Here is a 16,541-nt window from a genome sequence, read left to right as displayed (position 1 = left end):
CAGTTGCTGGCCCTCGAACACCACGTGTGGATCCCCCAGCACCCTGCGGGTCAACGTTACACGGCTGCGGGCTAACCCCTTTAGGCTGTACGGCTGCTCAGCTACCCGCTGTGCGCAGGTTAAAATCATGGGCTTTATTCATTTTGTGAATAATTTAAAAATTCAATAGATTTACTTCAAGGAAATTTCATGGCAATCGAACGCACTCTCTCCATCATCAAGCCTGACGCTGTCGCCAAAAACGTGATTGGCCAGATCTACGCGCGCTTTGAAGCCGCTGGCCTGAAAGTGGTGGCTGCGAAGATGGCTCACCTGTCCAAAGGTGAGGCCGAAGCCTTCTACGCCGTCCACAAAGAGCGTCCTTTCTTCAAGGACCTCGTGTCGTTCATGATTTCCGGCCCGGTGATGATCCAGGCGCTGGAAGGCGAAGGCGCGATCCTGAAGAACCGCGACCTGATGGGCGCAACCGACCCGAAGAAGGCCGCTGCAGGCACCATTCGCGCCGACTTCGCTGACAGCATCGACGCCAATGCCGTTCATGGCTCTGACGCCGCCGAGACTGCCAAGGCCGAGATCGCGTTTTTCTTCCCCGGCATGAACGTTTACAGCCGTTAAGTATGTCCAGCCCCAAGCCTTGCCATCCCTCGTCAGGGCTGCTGCCGGCGTCGGGGCTGACTCTGACTGCGACTGTTTGCCGCACCTTGTGATGACGGCCAACCTGCTCGACTTTGATCTGGAAGGCTTGATTGCCTTCTGCGAACGTCTGGGCGAGAAGCGCTTCCGTGCGACGCAGCTGTTCCGCTGGATTCATCAAAAGGGCGCATCGGATTTCGGCCAGATGACCGATCTGGCCAAACCGCTGCGTGAGAAGCTGGTGTCGTCGGCGCACGTGGCGCCGCTGCAGATGGTGTCTCGCCACGAATCGGCAGACGGCACCGTGAAGTGGCTGTTTGATGTCGGCGGCGGTGATGTCATCGAAACGGTGTTCATTCCGGAGACCGACCGCGGAACCCTGTGCATTTCGTCGCAGGCGGGTTGTGCAGTCGGTTGCCGGTTCTGCTCCACTGGCCATCAAGGCTTCAGCCGCAACCTGACGACGGGCGAAATCATCGCCCAGCTCTGGTATGCCGAGCACTTCCTGCGCCAGTACCTCGGGCGGCAGGAACGGGTCATCTCCAATGTCGTCATGATGGGTATGGGCGAGCCGCTGCAGAACTATTCCCAGCTGGTGCCCGCACTCAAGGTCATGCTGGATGACCATGGCTATGGCCTGTCGCGCCGCCGCGTCACGGTGTCCACCTCGGGTGTGGTGCCCATGATCGACCGGCTGGCAGCTGACTGCCCGGTGGCGTTGGCGGTGTCGCTGCATGCGCCCACAGATGACTTGCGCGACAACCTCGTGCCGCTCAACAAAAAGTACCCGATTGCCGAGTTGCTGCAGGCCTGCACGCGCTATCAGGCATCCGCGCCGCGCGACTTCATCACCTTTGAATATTGCATGCTCGATGGGGTCAACGACCAGCCGCAGCATGCCCGCGAGCTGGTTGCCCTGGTGAACGCGCAGCGCGCCGGCGGGCTGTCATGCAAATTCAACCTGATCCCGTTCAATCCATTTCCGGCCTCTGGCCTGAAGCGCTCCGCCATGCCCCAGGTGATGGCTTTTGCGAAAATCCTGATGGATGCCGGTATCGTGACGACAGTGCGAAAAACCCGGGGCGATGACATCGATGCGGCCTGTGGGCAGCTCGCCGGCGATGTTCAGGACCGTACCGACGTGGACAAGCGCATGGCTGCGCAGCGGCAGGGTATGCTCGGAGGCATCAAGGTGGTCGTGACCAAGGGGATTGAAGTATGAGTTTTGCCGCCAGATGGATCGGCGTCGCTTCCCTGTGCGGGCTTGTGGTGCTGCTCACGGCTTGCGGGAGCCAGCCGACGGCGTCCCCGGGTTCGTCGTCCGCCGGTGCTGACCGGATGACGGAGTCTGACGAGCCGGAAGTGCGCCGGCGCGCCCGGCTGCGCCTCGAGCTGGCTGCGGGCTATTTCCAGCAAGGCCAGACCGATGTGGCACTTGACGAGATCAAGCAGGCGCTGGCGACCGACCCCACTTTCGGTGACGCTTACAACCTCCGGGGCCTGGTGTACATGCGGCTCAACGACGTGCCGCTCGCCGAGGACAGTTTTCGAAGGGCTCTGGCCCTCAACCCGCGCGACGGCGACTCGGCCCACAACTACGGCTGGCTGTTGTGCCAGCAGGCCAGGTACCCGGACGCCTACCGGTACTTCGCCCAGGCCTCGGCCAATCCCGGTTACAGCGGCAAGTCCAAAACCCTCATGGCCCAGGGCCTGTGCCAGGCACGGGCAGGTCAGGTGAATGAAGCCGAGCAAAGCCTGATCCAGTCCTATGAGCTGGACCCCGGCAATCCGATCACCGGTTACAACCTGGCCAACCTTCTGTACACGCGCGGCGATCTGACGCGTGCCCAGTTTTACATTCGCCGCATCAACAACAGCGAGCTGGCCAATGCGGAAACCTTGTGGCTTGGCATCAAGATCGAGCAGCGGTTGAACAATCGGGCCGTCGTGGCGCAACTGGGTGACCAGCTGAAGCGGCGGTTTGGGCAGTCCCGTGAGGCCACCTCCTACGACCGGGGAGCGTTCAATGAGTGATTTGTCCCCCGCAGGCGATGAAACTTCCGATGTCCGCGGCGCTGCCTCCGGAGCTGAGGGTGCCGAGCCGGCGATGTCAGCGGGTGCGCTGATACGCCAGGCGCGTGAATCCGCCGGTTTGCATATTGCCGCCTTGGCCGTTGCGCTGAAGGTGCCGGTCAAAAAACTGGAAGCGTTGGAGCAGGACCGCTTTGACTTGTTGCCTGATGCGGTGTTTGTTCGGGCCCTGGCCTCCAGCGTGTGCCGAACCCTGAAGATCGACGCAGCCAGCGTGCTTGACCGCCTGCCCCAGACCACTGCGCCCAAGCTCATTTACCAGGGTACGGGAATCAACGCCCCGTTCCGCGCGCCGGGCGATGGTCCGGGCCCCACCATCTGGGCCCAGGTGTCTCGGCCTGCCGTGCTGGCGGGTCTGGCGTTTCTTTTGGGGGCGCTGGTCCTGATTTTCCTTCCGGCTGTCAAGCAGGATGGACTGGTCGACAAAGTGGTCGCCGTGGCGACGCCGTCGGGTGCTGCGCAGACTGATGCATCAGCCGCACCGGTCGGCGCGGCAGACGAGGGCGTGAAGATGGGCAATGCGCCCGGTCAGGTGCTGGAAGCAACCACAGCAACTTCCGGTCAAACGAACTCCGCTCCAGCCATGATGTCTTCTGCGTTGGTGGGTGGTACGTCGCCCGTCGCAGCAGCTGTTGCATCGGTCACACCGGACCCATTGCCGGCGCCAGCCACGCCTTCGTCGCCAGCTGCGCCTGCTGTACCCGCTACGACCGCACCGGCGAATGCTGCGGCGGCCGCCTCGACCCAGTCAGGCTCATCGGCCAGCGGGTTGCTGACGCTGCGGGCCAAAGGCGAGTCGTGGGTAGAGGTGGTGGATGCCAAAGGCGTGGTGGTGGTGCGACGCATCCTCACTGCCGGTGAGGTGGTGGGTGTATCGGGTGCATTGCCCATGACCGCCGTGATTGGCCGTGCAGATGCCACCCAGGTGACGGTGCGTGGTCAACCACTGGATCTGGCCCCGATCGCGCGTGACAATGTGGCCCGTTTTGAGGTGAAGTAGTGTCTGAAGCCTGTTTGCCTGTTGAGCCTGTTCAATCTGCGGCGCCCGCCGCGCGTCGCTCCACCCAGGTGCGCGTGACCTGGGGTGATCGTGTGGTCACCGTGGGCGGTGACGCCCCGGTGCGCGTGCAATCGATGACCAACACCGACACGGTCGACGCGATCGGCACCGCCATCCAGGTCAAAGAACTGGCGATTGCCGGTTCAGAAATGGTCCGCATCACCGTCAACACCCCGGAAGCTGCGGAAGCCGTTCCGCATGTGCGCGATCAGTTGGACCGCATGGGTATCGATGTGCCGCTGGTCGGTGACTTCCACTACAACGGCCATCGTCTGCTGACCGATTACCCGGCGTGTGCCGAGGCGCTGTCCAAGTACCGCATCAATCCCGGCAATGTGGGCAAGGGCGACAAGCACGACCGCCAGTTCGGTCAGATGATTGAGGTCGCAGCGCGCTGGAACAAGCCGGTGCGCATCGGCGTGAACTGGGGCAGTCTGGACCAGGAGCTGCTGGCCAGCCTGATGGACCAGAACAGCGCTCGGCCCAATCCATGGGATGCCCGACAGGTGATGTACGAAGCGCTGATCACCTCAGCAATCGATTCGGCGCACATGGCCGAACGCATGGGTTTGCGGCGTGACCAGATCATCCTGTCCTGCAAGGTCAGTGGCGTGCAGGATCTGATTTCCGTCTACCGCGAGTTGGCTCGCCGCACCAACCACGCGCTGCATCTCGGGTTGACCGAGGCTGGTATGGGCACCAAGGGCACGGTAGCGTCGGCGACAGCCTTGTCCATCCTGCTTCAGGAAGGCATCGGCGACACGATTAGGGTGTCGCTCACGCCGCAGCCGGGCGAGGCCCGCACGCAGGAGGTGGTGATCGCCTCCGAAATTTTGCAGGCGTTGGGCTTGCGCGTGTTCGTTCCCAGCGTGACCGCCTGTCCCGGTTGCGGCCGCACCACCAGCACCACTTTCCAGGAAATGGCCAAGCAAATTGACGATTTCCTTCGCGCGCAGATGCCGGTCTGGCGTGTTCGCTACCCTGGTGTCGAGGGCCTCAAGGTGGCTGTGATGGGCTGTATCGTGAACGGCCCTGGCGAGAGCAAGCATGCCGACATCGGCATCAGCCTGCCTGGCTCAGGCGAAGCGCCTGCGGCGCCCGTGTTCATCGATGGCGAGAAACGGCTGACACTGCGCGGCGACGCGATTGCCAGCGAGTTCCAGGCCATCGTCGAGAACTACATTGAAAAGCGCTTCGGTCAGACGGCTGACGTCGAAGCCGCGTAAAACCCATGACTGAGAACATCACTGCGGGCAAGGCAGGCCAGTCGCCCGTGCCCAAAACACAGAAACTGGCTGGCGTGAAGGGGATGAACGACATCCTGCCGCCGGACTCCGCCCGCTGGGAGTGGCTGGAGGACAAGGTGCGCTCTTTGATGCAGCGCTACGCCTACCGCAACATCCGCACGCCCATCCTGGAGCACACGCAGCTGTTTGTGCGTGGCATCGGCGAAGTCACCGACATTGTCGAGAAGGAGATGTATTCCTTTGAAGACCGCTCCGACAAATACGGTGACCACGACCACCTGACCATGCGCCCTGAAAACACCGCCAGCGTGGTACGTGCGGTGACCGAGCACAACCTGCTGTACGACGGCGGCAAGCGCCTGTTTTACATGGGGCCGATGTTCCGTCGGGAGCGGCCCCAGCGCGGCCGCTACCGGCAGTTTCACCAGATTGGCGCCGAAGCGCTCGGATTTGCCGGGCCCGATGTCGATGCCGAGCTGATCCTGCTTGCCGCGGCGCTCTGGAAAGAACTGGGCCTGACCGACTGGCGCCTGGAGATCAACAGCCTCGGCCAGCCGCAGGAGCGGGCGCTGCACCGCGCGCAGCTGATTGCGCACTTCCAGCAGCACGAAAGCCTGCTCGACGAAGAAGCGCGCCGCCGCCTGCACAGCAACCCCTTGCGCATTCTGGATACCAAGAACCCGGCGATGAGGCCGGTCGTCGAAAGTGCGCCGCGCCTGATCGATTTCCTGGGGCCTGAATCCCTGGCGCATTTTGAGGGGCTCAAGGCCATCCTCGACGCCAACGACATTCCGTGGACACTCAATCCGCGGCTGGTGCGCGGGCTGGACTACTACAACCTGTCGGTGTTCGAGTTTGTGACCGACCGGCTCGGCGCTCAGGGCACGATTTGCGCGGGCGGCCGGTATGACTACCTGATCGAGCAAATCGGCGGCAAGGCTGCGCCGGCAGTGGGCTGGGCACTTGGTGTCGAGCGTGTGCTGGAATTGCTGAAAGAACAGGGCACCGAGGTTCCCGCAGTGGTGCCTGATGCTTACGCGGTGGTTCCGGCTGCCAGCGCACTGCCGACGGTTCTCAAAGCCCTGCAGTCGCTGCGCGCCTGCGGCGTGAGCGTACAGATGCATGCCGCTGCCACCTCGGAAGGCATGGGCAGCATGAAGTCGCAGTTCAAGCGTGCGGATGCCAGTGGCGCACGCTTCGCGCTGATTTTTGGCGACAGTGAATTGGCCCAGGGCTGTGTGGCCGTCAAGCCCCTGCGAGGCGAGCAGCCAGACGCTGGCGGCGGGACGGGCTCGGCGCAGGTCCTGCAGCCGCTGGCAACGGTGGCTGACTGGGCGATCACGCTGCGCGGCTGAGCGAAGACGAGACCCCAGGGCTCCCAGGCCGCTTCCGGGCGGCCCTCTACAATCACCCATCCCGCGAACCGGCCCGACAGGGGCTGTCGGGCAGCAAAGAAATTCTTATGGCAAAACATCTCGATTTGGACGAACAGGAGCAGCTGGACCAGCTCAAGCACTTCTGGAAGCAGTACGGCGACCTGATCACCTGGGTGCTGATCGCCGTGTTCGGCGCATTCGCCGCATGGAATGGTTACCAGTACTGGCAGCGCAACCAGTCGGCACAGGCCTCGGTGATGTACGACGAGGTCGAGCGTGCCGTGCAGTCTGGCGATGTGGCACGCATTGACCGGGCTCTCGCCGACATGAAAGACCGTTTTGGCAGCACCACCTACGCGCAGCAGGCGGCCTTGCTGGCCGCGAGGGTCTACCACGACAAGGGCAATGCCGATGCATCCCGTGCCGCATTGAACTGGGTGGCAGACAAATCCCCCGATGAAGGCTACAAGGCCATTGCCCGCTTGCGTCTGGCTGCATTGCTGTTTGACAAGAAGTCCTACGACGAAGCGCTGCAGCAGGTGACCGGCACATTCCCGAATTCCTTTGCGCCGCTGGCCGCTGACCGGCGCGGCGACATTCTGCTGGCTCAGGGCAAGAAGCCCGAGGCGATTGCCGAATACGAAAAAGCATTCAAAGGCCTCGATGACCGGACCGACTACCGCCGTCTGGTGGAGGTGAAGCTCAACGCGTTGGGCGTGGACCCGGTCGCTGTCCAGACACCGAAGGCCGATTCAGCACCCGCAACCGAGGTAAAGAAATGATTCACGATTCACGGGTTTCTTTGGCGCGATCAGCCCGACTGTCAGCGACCATCCTGCTGACGGCAGCGTTGGCCGGTTGCTCCGTGTTCAGCATGTTCAGCGGCCCCAGCAAGCCTCAGCCCGCGGAGTTGCAGCCAGTGACGGCGCTGGTGTCGGCCCGTCAAAGCTGGGTCACGCGTGTCGGCAACATCAATTTCCCCGCAGAGATGGGTGTGTCTGGCAGCACCGTGGCGGTGGCCAGCGGTGACGGCACCGTGGCTCTCCTGGATGCAGCCAGTGGCCGTGACATCTGGCGTGTGGCACTGAACACCGGGATTGCCGCCGGTGCCGGCAACGACGGCAAGGTGGTGGCCGTGGTCACCCGTGCCAACGAAGTGGTCGCCCTGCAGGATGGCCGCGAACTGTGGCGTCAGAAGCTGGGCGCGCAGGCCTTTACGGCGCCATTTGTCGCAGGCTCACGCGTATTTGTGCTGGCTGCCGACCGCTCGGTCAATGCCTTTGACGGACAGACGGGTCGCAAGCTCTGGACGCAGCAACGACCCAACGAACCGCTGGTGCTGCGCCAGTCGGGTGTGATGCTGGCGGTGGGTGACACCCTGGTGGTGGGCCTGTCGGGCCGCCTGGCCGGGCTCAACCCGACCAATGGCAGCATCCGCTGGGAGGCGCCGATTGCCTCGCCCCGTGGAATCAACGATGTGGAGCGGCTGGTCGATCTGGTTGGCCGTGTCAGCCGTCAGGGTGATGTGGTGTGCGCGCGAGCCTTCCAGACCGGCATTGGTTGCGTGAATGCTGCGCGTGGCGCGGTACTCTGGACCAAGCCGGCCAACGGCGTACAAGGCATTGACGGTGATGACCGCGCGCTGTTTGGCACCGAAGCCGATGGCACCGTGAACGCCTGGAAGCGCACCGATGGCGAGCGGCTCTGGTCAACCGACAAATTGCGTTTCCGCAGCCTGACTGCTCCGCTGGTGGTCGGCCGGTCCATCGCCATGGGCGATTTCGCCGGCTTTATACATCTGCTGTCGCGTGAGGACGGTTCTTTGCTGAACCGCCTGCCCACTGACGGCTCTGCCATCGCCAGCTCGCCCGTGCTGGTCGGCAACACCCTGGTGGTGTTGACGCAAAACGGTGGCGTTTACGGATTCCAGCCCCAGTAAGGGGCGATACAAGGGGCGTTTTGCTCCGTCTGAAGCTGATTGATGAAACCTGTCATTGCACTGGTTGGCCGCCCGAACGTGGGCAAGTCAACCCTTTTCAACCGGCTGACCAAGACGCGGGATGCGATCGTGGCCGACTTTGCCGGACTGACACGGGATCGTCATTACGGTAACGGCAAGCTCGGCCCCCACGAGTACATCGTGATCGACACCGGCGGCTTTGAGCCCGACGCGGCTTCGGGCATTTACAAGGAAATGGCCAAGCAGACCCGGCAAGCAGTGGCCGAAGCCGACGTGGTGGTCTTTGTGGTCGATGCGCGCGCCGGCATCAGCGCCCAGGACCACGACATCGCCAAGTACCTGCGCAAGCTGGGCAAGCCCACCGTGCTCACGGCCAACAAGGCCGAAGGCATGACCGAGGGCGTGCAGCTTTCGGAGTTTTTCGAGCTGGGACTGGGCGAAGTGCTGCCGGTGTCGGCGTCCCATGGGCAGGGCATGCGCTCGCTGGTGGACATGGCCCTGGCACCTTTGCACCTGCCTGACCCGGACGAGGAGGTCGAACCGCAAGACCCGTCGGTCATCCGTCTGGCGGTGGCTGGCCGGCCCAATGTGGGCAAATCGACCCTGATCAACACCTGGCTGGGCGAGGAGCGCCTGGTGGCGTTTGACCTGCCCGGCACCACCCGCGACGCCATTTCCGTGCCGTTTGAAAAAGCAGGCCAGAAGTTTGAACTGATTGACACCGCCGGCCTGCGCCGCAAGGGCAAGGTGTTTGAGGCCATCGAAAAGTTCTCGGTGGTCAAGACCCTGCAGGCCATCGAGAGCGCCGACGTGGTGCTGCTCTTGCTGGACGCGACGCAAGGCGTGACCGACCAGGACGCCCACATCGCCGGCTTCATTCTGGAAAGCGGTCGGGCGGTGGTTCTGGCGGTCAACAAATCCGACGCCATCGATTCCTACCAGCGTGAACTGCTGGAGCGATCCATCGAGACGCGCCTCGGCTTCCTGAAATTCGCCTCCATTCACCCGATTTCGGCCATCAAGCGCCAGGGCCTGGGGCCGGTCTGGAAGTCCATCATCCAGGCCCATGCGTCTGCCAACCGCAAAATGTCCACCCCGGTGCTGACCCGCCTGCTCCTCGAGGCGGTGCAGTTCCAGCAACCGCAGCGTTCGGGCATGTTCCGCCCCAAAATGCGTTACGCGCACCAAGGTGGGATGAATCCGCCCATCATCATCATTCACGGCAATTCGCTGGAGCATGTCACCGAGTCCTACAAGCGCTACCTGGAAGGGCGCTTTCGCAAGGAATTCGATCTGGTCGGCACGCCGCTGCGCATACAGATGAAAAGCTCGCACAACCCCTTCACGGACAAGGAATCGGCCTAGTACTACGTGCGCCGCGGGGAGCCTGTGGTAAGGTCATGTTTCATCAACTTTTGAACACGGAAAATATCGTGAGCAACAACAAAGGCCAGCTTTTGCAGGATCCATTTCTCAACACCTTGCGTCGAGAGCATGTTCCTGTTTCCATTTACCTCGTCAACGGCATCAAGTTGCAGGGGCAGATCGAATCGTTCGACCAGTACGTGGTCCTGCTGCGCAACACGGTGACCCAGATGGTCTACAAACATGCCATCTCCACGATCGTCCCCGGTCGGGCCGTGAACTTTGCGACCAGCGAGCCTGAAGAAAGCCCCGCCAACTGAGTTCCGATGACACGCCGGTCAAGCCGCGTCCCCTGACCCTGCTGGTCGGGGTGGACCTCGGGTTGCCCAACTTCGATGCAGAGCTGCAGGAGCTCGGTTTGTTGGCCCAGACCGCCGGTTTGAATCCGGTGGCGCGGGTGACCTGCAAGCGCAGGGCGCCCGATGCCGCACTGTTCATCGGTAGCGGCAAGGCGGATGAAATCAAGCTCCTCGCACTGGACACCGGCGCCACCGAGGTGCTGTTTGACCAGTCGCTCAGCCCCGCCCAGCAGCGCAATCTCGAGCGGCACCTCGAGATGCCGGTCAATGACCGGACCCTGCTGATCCTCGAAATCTTCGCCCAGCGCGCCCGCAGCCACGAGGGCAAACTGCAGGTGGAACTGGCGCGCCTGCAATACACCTCAACCCGTCTGGTGCGTCGCTGGTCGCACCTGGAGCGCCAGACCGGCGGCGCGGGTGTGCGCGGTGGACCGGGTGAAAAGCAGATTGAACTCGACAAACGCATGATTGGCGAAGCCATCAAGCGCACACGGGAGCGGCTGGCCAAGGTCAAGAAGCAGCGTCAGACCCAGCGCAGGCAGCGTGAGCGCCGCAATTCCTTCACCATTTCGCTGGTGGGGTACACCAATGCGGGCAAGTCGACGCTGTTCAATGCGCTGGTTAAAGCCCGCGCTTATGCGGCCGATCAGCTGTTTGCCACGCTGGACACCACCACGCGGCAGCTTTACCTGGGTGACGCGGCGCGTTCTGTGTCGCTGTCCGACACCGTGGGGTTCATCCGCGATCTTCCCCATGGATTGATTGATGCCTTTGCCGCGACGCTGCAGGAAGCGGCCGATGCCGACCTGCTGCTGCATGTGGTGGACGGCTCCAACCCCGAGTATCTGGAGCAAATCGAGCAGGTGCAGCGAGTGCTGGCCGAGATCGGCGCCGCCGACGTGCCGCAGATTCTGGTGTTCAACAAGCTCGATGCCATTGAAAAAAGCAGCTACCCGCTGCATCTGCAGGATCAGTTTGATCTGAAGGACGCCTTCGAAGGGGCCAGCCGCAGCGTCGAGCGCGTGTTTCTCAGTGCACAGACCGGTGAGGGCTTGCCTTTGTTGCGCGCGCTGCTGGCGGCGCATGCCGCGTCTTCGCCTGCACCGGATATCCCCCAAACTGTCGAGGACGTTGCCTGAGAGGGCGATTTCATTAGGCACAATGTCGGTTACAGAAAACCAAGTGAGTTTGATCCCATGAATCTGAATCCCGTGCTGCAGACTTTGGCGAACTGGCCAGGTCGCTTGAGGCAACGCGCCCAAGGCATGTTCAACCTCAATGATCCGCGCTGGGGCCGGGATGAGGACAAAGCCTCCACCGACGACGCCAAGCCGGAGGCTCCGCGCGATGAACGTCCGCCGGTCCAGTCGGGTCGCCCGCAGGGGCAGGGCCCCAACCAGGGCCCGCCCGATCTGGACGAACTGTGGCGTGACTTCAACCGCAAGCTGGGCGGCCTGTTTGGCGGTGGCAAGGGTGGCGGCAACCGCGGTGGTTTCGGCCGTGGCGGTGGCACTGGCGGCGGTGGTTTCCAGCCCGACATGAAGAGCGCAGGCGTGGGCGCTGGTCTGATCGCCGGCGTGGCTGCACTGATCTGGCTGGGAACCGGCTTTTTCATCGTGCAGGAGGGTCAGCAGGCCGTCATCACCCAGTTCGGCAAGTACCACTCAACCGTCGGCGCCGGCTTCAACTGGCGCCTGCCTTACCCGGTCCAGCGTCACGAGATCGTGGTGGTTACGCAGATCCGCTCGGTGGACGTCGGCCGCGACGTCATCATCAAGGCCACAGGCCTGCGCGATTCAGCCATGCTCACCGAAGACGAGAACATCGTCGAGATCAAATTTGCGGTCCAGTACCGGCTCAATGACGCGCGCGCCTACCTGTTCGAGAGCAAGGACCCGGCAGCCGCTGTGGTGCAGGCCGCCGAAACGGCCGTGCGCGAGGTCGTTGGCAAGATGAAGATGGACTCGGCACTCGCCGACGAGCGTGACCAGATCGGTCCGCGCGTGCGCGTGCTGATGCAAACCATTCTGGACCGCTACAAGGTCGGTGTGGAAGTGGTGGGCATCAACCTCCAGCAGAGCGGCGTGCGTCCGCCCGAGCAGGTTCAGGCGGCTTTTGACGACGTGCTGCGGGCCGGGCAGGAGCGTGAGCGGGCCAAGAACGAAGCTGAAGCCTATGCCAACAACGTGATTCCCCGTGCAGTGGGTTCCGCCTCGCGCCTGAAAGAAGAGTCGGAAGCCTACAAGGCCCGTATCGTGGCGCAGGCACAGGGTGATGCGCAGCGTTTCCGCTCGGTGCTTGCCGAGTACCAGAAGGCGCCGCAGGTCACCCGCGACCGCATGTACACCGATGCGATGCAGCAGGTCTACACCAACGTGACCAAGGTGCTGGTGGAGTCGCGTCAGGGTTCCAACCTGCTGTACCTGCCGCTTGACAAGATCATGCAGGTGACCGCCCAGGGGGATGCCGCGAGTGTCGCCGATGCAGCAGCGGCAGCCGCCGGAAACGGCGCTGCGCCTGTGCAGGTGATTCCGCCAGCAAGCCCGTCCCAGGACGCCAGATCCCGCGATACCTCGCGGACCCGTGACCGCGAAACCCGCTGAGGAAGAACAAAGTGAACAGAGTCGGATTTATCGTTTCTTCGTTGCTGGTGGTGCTGGCCTTGCTGGGCTCCACACTGTTTGTGGTGGACCAGCGGCAGTTTGGTGTGGTGTATGCCCTTGGGCAGATCAAGGAAGTGATCACCGAGCCCGGTCTTCACTTCAAGATGCCGCCACCGTTCCAGAATGTGTCGTACATCGACAAGCGGCTTCTCACACTTGACAGTGTCGACGCCGAGCCCATGCTGACCGCTGAAAAGCAGCGCGTGGTGATCGACTGGTATGTGCGCTGGCGCATCACCCAGCCGAGCGACTACATCCGCAATGTGGGCCTGGATGAAAAAGCCGGAGCCAACCAGCTCAACCGTGTGGTGCGCAATGCGTTCCAGGAAGAGATCAACAAGCGTACGGTGAAGGACCTGCTGTCCCTCAAGCGCGAAGCGCTGATGGCAGACGTCAAGCGCGAAGTGCTGCAGGCGGTGCAGGGTACCCAGCCTTGGGGCGTGGACGTGGTGGACGTCCGCATCACCCGGGTGGACTATGTCGAAGCCATTACGGACTCGGTTTACAAGCGCATGGTGGCAGAGCGTCAGCGTGTGGCCAATGAGTTGCGCTCTACCGGCGCGGCCGAGGGCGAGAAGATTCGTGCCGATGCGGACCGTCAGCGCGAGGTGACGATTGCCAACGCCTACCGCGACGCACAGAAGGTCAAGGGCGAGGGCGATGCCGAGGCCGCCAAGGCCTACGCCGAGGCTTTCGGGCGCGACCCGCAGTTCGCGCAGTTTTACCGCAGCCTCGACGCCTACAAGGCCAGCTTCAGCAAGAAGAGCGACGTGATGGTGATCGATCCGTCATCCGACTTTTTCAAGGCCATGAGAGGCTCCGGCGGCGGTTCAGCGGCCGCACCGAAAAAATAAAGCGTGAGTGCAGACACCCTGTGGCTGGCACTGGCGCTGGTGCTGGTGATCGAGGGTTTGCTGCCCTTCGCCTCCCCGACGGGCTGGCGCCGCATGTTTGAGCAGATTCTGTCGCTCAGCGACGGCCAGATCCGCTTCTTCGGGCTCAGCAGCATTCTGGCTGGTGTGCTGGTGTTGTTTTTTCTGTCCTGACCCAGGACACTGCAAACCAGCGGGCATCGAGGCCAGAAAGTGGCCTCCAAGCCCGGTAAAATCGCTGTTTTAACAGCCTAAGAAAAATTCCCATGCCCGCCTGGTCGTCATCATGGCAATTGCCCGATCAAATTGCCGATGTCCTGCCCTCCGAGGCGCGCCACATTGAGGAACTGCGCCGGCTGTTTCTGGATACGGCCCGCAGCTACGGCTATGAACTCGTCATGCCGCCGCTGCTGGAGCATCTCGAGTCGCTGCTGACCGGGACTGGCGAAGCGCTGGATCTGCAGACTTTCAAGCTGGTCGATCAACTGTCCGGCCGCACCCTAGGCCTTCGGGCCGACACCACCCCCCAGGTCGCCCGCATCGATGCCCACCTGCTCAACCGCACCAGTGTGGCGCGGCTGTGCTATTGCGGCCCGGTGCTCCACACCCGTGCTGACCGGCCCAACGCCACCCGCGAGCCGCTGCAGTTCGGAGCTGAAATTTACGGCCATGCCGGACTCGAAGCCGATCTCGAAGCGCAGCTTCTGGCCCTGCAGGGTCTGCAGGTGGCCGGCGTCACCGGCTTGTCGGTCGACATGGCCGATGTTCGCATCGTCAGCAGCCTGCTGGCTGGCGCCGACGTTGATGCCCACACGCTGTCATTGATTCACTCTGCGCTCGCCGCCAAGGATGCTGGTGAACTGAACAGCCTCCTGGCGCGCCTGCACGGCACCCTCAGCGCTGCCGCACGCGAGGGCCTCAAGGCGCTGCTTCAGTTTTACGGGGACGCTGGCGTGCTGGTCGAAGCAAAAAAGGTACTGCCTGACCTCCCCGGCGTGACACAGGCGCTGCAGAACATGCAGTGGCTGGCCTCCCATATTGCATCGACTGATGGCACTGCTGCCGTGCGTGTGAGCTTCGATCTGGCCGACCTGCGGGGCTATGCCTATTACAGCGGCACCCGATTTGCGATCTATGGCCAGGGCGCCGAACTGGCCCGTGGAGGCCGCTACGACGAAGTGGGTGCCGTGTTTGGCCGCAACCGGCCAGCCGTGGGTTTCAGCCTCGATCTGAAAGAACTGGTGTGCGTGTTGCCACCACGGCCGCTGAAGGCTGCCATCCGCGCTCCATGGGGCGAAGACCCGGCCCTGCGCGCCGCCATTGCGCAGCTGCGCGCCCGCGGTGAAACCGTGGCCTGCGTGCTGCCCGGCCACGAGCATGAAGTCAATGAATTCGATTGCGACCGCGAACTGGCCCATGCGGCCGGTGCCTGGTTCGTCCAGCCGCTGGCTAGGGCTGCCTGAGGGCTTTGCCCCGCTCCGTGCTATCCCCCAAACACCTTAACGAGAATTGAAGATGACAAACAAACCAAGCGCAGCCGCGGGCCGCAATGTCGTGGTCGTGGGCACCCAATGGGGTGACGAGGGCAAAGGCAAGCTGGTCGACTGGCTCACCGAAATGTCCCAGGGCGTGGTGCGATTCCAGGGCGGCCACAATGCCGGCCACACGCTGGTCATCAACGGTGTGAAAACCGCGTTGCACCTGATCCCCAGCGGCATCATGCGCCCCGGCGTGAAGTGCTACATCGGTAACGGCGTGGTGCTGTCGGCTGCCAAGCTGTTTGAGGAAATCGAAGGTCTTGAAAAAGCGGGTGTGGAAGTGCGTTCGCGTCTGCGCATCAGCGAGGCCTGCCCGCTGATCCTGCCCTTTCATTCGGCGCTGGACATCGCCCGCGAAACCTTCCGCGAGAAGGGCGGTACCACCAAGATCGGCACCACCGGACGCGGCATTGGCCCGGCCTACGAAGACAAGATTGCCCGCCGTGCACTGCGCGTGCAGGACCTCAAATACCCTGATCGCTTTGCGGCCAAGCTGCGCGAGCTGCTGGAGCTGCACAACTTTGTGCTCACGGGTTTCCTCAATGCCCCGGCTATCGAGTTCGAGCCGGTTTACCAAGAAGCCATGCGCCACGCCGAGCTCCTCAAGCCCATGATGGCCGACGTGTCGCGCGAACTCAACGACGCGCACCGTGACGGTGCCAACCTGCTGTTCGAAGGCGCCCAGGGCACGCTGCTGGATGTGGACCACGGCACCTATCCGTATGTGACGTCGAGCAACTGCGTGGCGGGCAACGCTTCTGCGGGTGCCGGTGTGGGTCCGGGCATGCTGCATTACGTGCTCGGCATTACCAAGGCGTATTGCACCCGCGTGGGCGGTGGGCCGTTCCCGACCGAGCTCGACTGGGAGCAACCCGGTACCGTGGGTTATCACCTGAGCACGGTGGGCGCTGAGAAGGGTGTGACCACCGGGCGCAGCCGCCGCTGCGGCTGGTTCGATGCGGCGCTGCTCAAGCGTTCGGCCCAGGTCAATGGCCTTTCGGGTCTGTGCATCACCAAGCTCGATGTGCTGGACGGCATTGATGAACTTAAGCTGTGCACCGGCTATGAGCTGGACGGCCACATCACCGACATCCTGCCCATGGGCGCCGACGACATCGCCCGCTGCAAACCGATTTATGAAACCATGCCCGGTTGGAGCCAGAGCACGGTGGGCGTGATCGAGTACGACAAGCTCCCGGCGGCGGCGCAAAAATACCTGCGCCGGATCGAGGAAGTCACAGGTGTGCCGATCCACATGATCTCCACCAGCCCCGACCGTGACCACACCATCCTGCTGCGCAACCCGTATGCGGCCTGAGTCAGGCCAGCGTTTCTGCCTATCACTCTGCGTATCACCTGCGATTCAATCAGGAGCAA

Annotated in this window: 16 protein-coding genes; all 16 read left to right on the top strand. The window is 62.8% G+C overall.

Going from position 1 to position 16,541, the window contains the following annotated elements; translation table 11 throughout:
* The first annotated feature begins 189 nt into the window (after window positions 1-189).
* The 16 genes from ndk (at window position 190) to AAG793_RS04415 (ending at window position 16,482) form a co-directional block, all read left to right on the top strand.
* Window positions 190-615, top strand: a complete 426-nt coding sequence (ndk, locus tag AAG793_RS04490; RefSeq protein WP_341904595.1) for a nucleoside-diphosphate kinase — start codon at window positions 190-192, stop codon at window positions 613-615.
* 91 nt (window positions 616-706) lie between these two features.
* Window positions 707-1,855: a 23S rRNA (adenine(2503)-C(2))-methyltransferase RlmN gene (gene rlmN / locus AAG793_RS04485; protein ID WP_341904592.1), complete on the top strand. Its 1,149-nt coding sequence runs from the start codon at window positions 707-709 to the stop codon at window positions 1,853-1,855.
* The gene (pilW, locus tag AAG793_RS04480; RefSeq protein ID WP_341904589.1) at window positions 1,852-2,667 is read left to right on the top strand and encodes a type IV pilus biogenesis/stability protein PilW; all 816 of its coding nucleotides are present in this window, start codon (window positions 1,852-1,854) and stop codon (window positions 2,665-2,667) included. The genes rlmN and pilW overlap by 4 nt, the downstream gene beginning before the upstream one ends.
* A complete protein-coding gene (locus AAG793_RS04475) occupies window positions 2,660-3,724 on the top strand; it encodes a RodZ domain-containing protein (RefSeq protein WP_341904587.1) in 1,065 nt (354 codons plus the stop codon). The genes pilW and AAG793_RS04475 overlap by 8 nt, the downstream gene beginning before the upstream one ends.
* Window positions 3,724-5,010: a flavodoxin-dependent (E)-4-hydroxy-3-methylbut-2-enyl-diphosphate synthase gene (gene ispG / locus AAG793_RS04470; protein WP_341904584.1), complete on the top strand. Its 1,287-nt coding sequence runs from the start codon at window positions 3,724-3,726 to the stop codon at window positions 5,008-5,010. Before AAG793_RS04475 ends, ispG begins: the two co-directional genes overlap by 1 nt.
* 5 nt (window positions 5,011-5,015) lie before the next feature.
* Window positions 5,016-6,386 (top strand): histidine--tRNA ligase, encoded by a 1,371-nt coding sequence (hisS, locus tag AAG793_RS04465; protein ID WP_341904581.1) that lies wholly within the window; start codon window positions 5,016-5,018, stop codon window positions 6,384-6,386.
* 107 nt (window positions 6,387-6,493) lie between these two features.
* Window positions 6,494-7,189, top strand: coding sequence for a tetratricopeptide repeat protein (locus AAG793_RS04460; protein WP_341904578.1), 696 nt, complete (start codon window positions 6,494-6,496; stop codon window positions 7,187-7,189).
* Window positions 7,186-8,346 (top strand): outer membrane protein assembly factor BamB, encoded by a 1,161-nt coding sequence (gene bamB, locus AAG793_RS04455; RefSeq protein WP_341904575.1) that lies wholly within the window; start codon window positions 7,186-7,188, stop codon window positions 8,344-8,346. Before AAG793_RS04460 ends, bamB begins: the two co-directional genes overlap by 4 nt.
* A gap of 42 nt (window positions 8,347-8,388) precedes the next feature.
* Window positions 8,389-9,732 carry a ribosome biogenesis GTPase Der gene (der, locus tag AAG793_RS04450; RefSeq protein WP_341904571.1) on the top strand — a complete coding sequence of 448 codons (1,344 nt, stop codon included), beginning with the start codon at window positions 8,389-8,391 and terminating at the stop codon, window positions 9,730-9,732.
* A 35-nt stretch (window positions 9,733-9,767) separates the two neighbouring features.
* Window positions 9,768-10,052, top strand: coding sequence for an RNA chaperone Hfq (gene hfq, locus AAG793_RS04445; RefSeq protein WP_341904568.1), 285 nt, complete (start codon window positions 9,768-9,770; stop codon window positions 10,050-10,052).
* A gap of 38 nt (window positions 10,053-10,090) precedes the next feature.
* Window positions 10,091-11,230, top strand: coding sequence for a GTPase HflX (gene hflX / locus AAG793_RS04440; protein ID WP_341905415.1), 1,140 nt, complete (start codon window positions 10,091-10,093; stop codon window positions 11,228-11,230).
* A gap of 57 nt (window positions 11,231-11,287) precedes the next feature.
* Window positions 11,288-12,694, top strand: coding sequence for an FtsH protease activity modulator HflK (gene hflK, locus AAG793_RS04435; protein ID WP_341904564.1), 1,407 nt, complete (start codon window positions 11,288-11,290; stop codon window positions 12,692-12,694).
* An 11-nt stretch (window positions 12,695-12,705) separates the two neighbouring features.
* Complete coding sequence (gene hflC, locus AAG793_RS04430) at window positions 12,706-13,608, top strand: protease modulator HflC (protein ID WP_341904562.1); 903 nt, start codon at window positions 12,706-12,708, stop codon at window positions 13,606-13,608.
* Between the two features lie 3 nt (window positions 13,609-13,611).
* Complete coding sequence (locus tag AAG793_RS04425; RefSeq protein ID WP_341904559.1) at window positions 13,612-13,800, top strand: DUF2065 domain-containing protein; 189 nt, start codon at window positions 13,612-13,614, stop codon at window positions 13,798-13,800.
* A 92-nt stretch (window positions 13,801-13,892) separates the two neighbouring features.
* Window positions 13,893-15,089: an ATP phosphoribosyltransferase regulatory subunit gene (locus tag AAG793_RS04420; protein WP_341904557.1), complete on the top strand. Its 1,197-nt coding sequence runs from the start codon at window positions 13,893-13,895 to the stop codon at window positions 15,087-15,089.
* A gap of 52 nt (window positions 15,090-15,141) precedes the next feature.
* Entirely contained in the window at window positions 15,142-16,482 is a 1,341-nt protein-coding gene (locus tag AAG793_RS04415) for an adenylosuccinate synthase (protein ID WP_341904553.1), read from the top strand.
* Window positions 16,483-16,541 lie beyond the last annotated feature (59 nt).

Origin of the sequence: Polaromonas sp. YR568 (assembly GCF_943372955.1) — a bacterium.
GTDB lineage: Bacteria > Pseudomonadota > Gammaproteobacteria > Burkholderiales > Burkholderiaceae_C > Polaromonas.
This window is presented reverse-complemented; position numbering and strand designations above follow the sequence as displayed.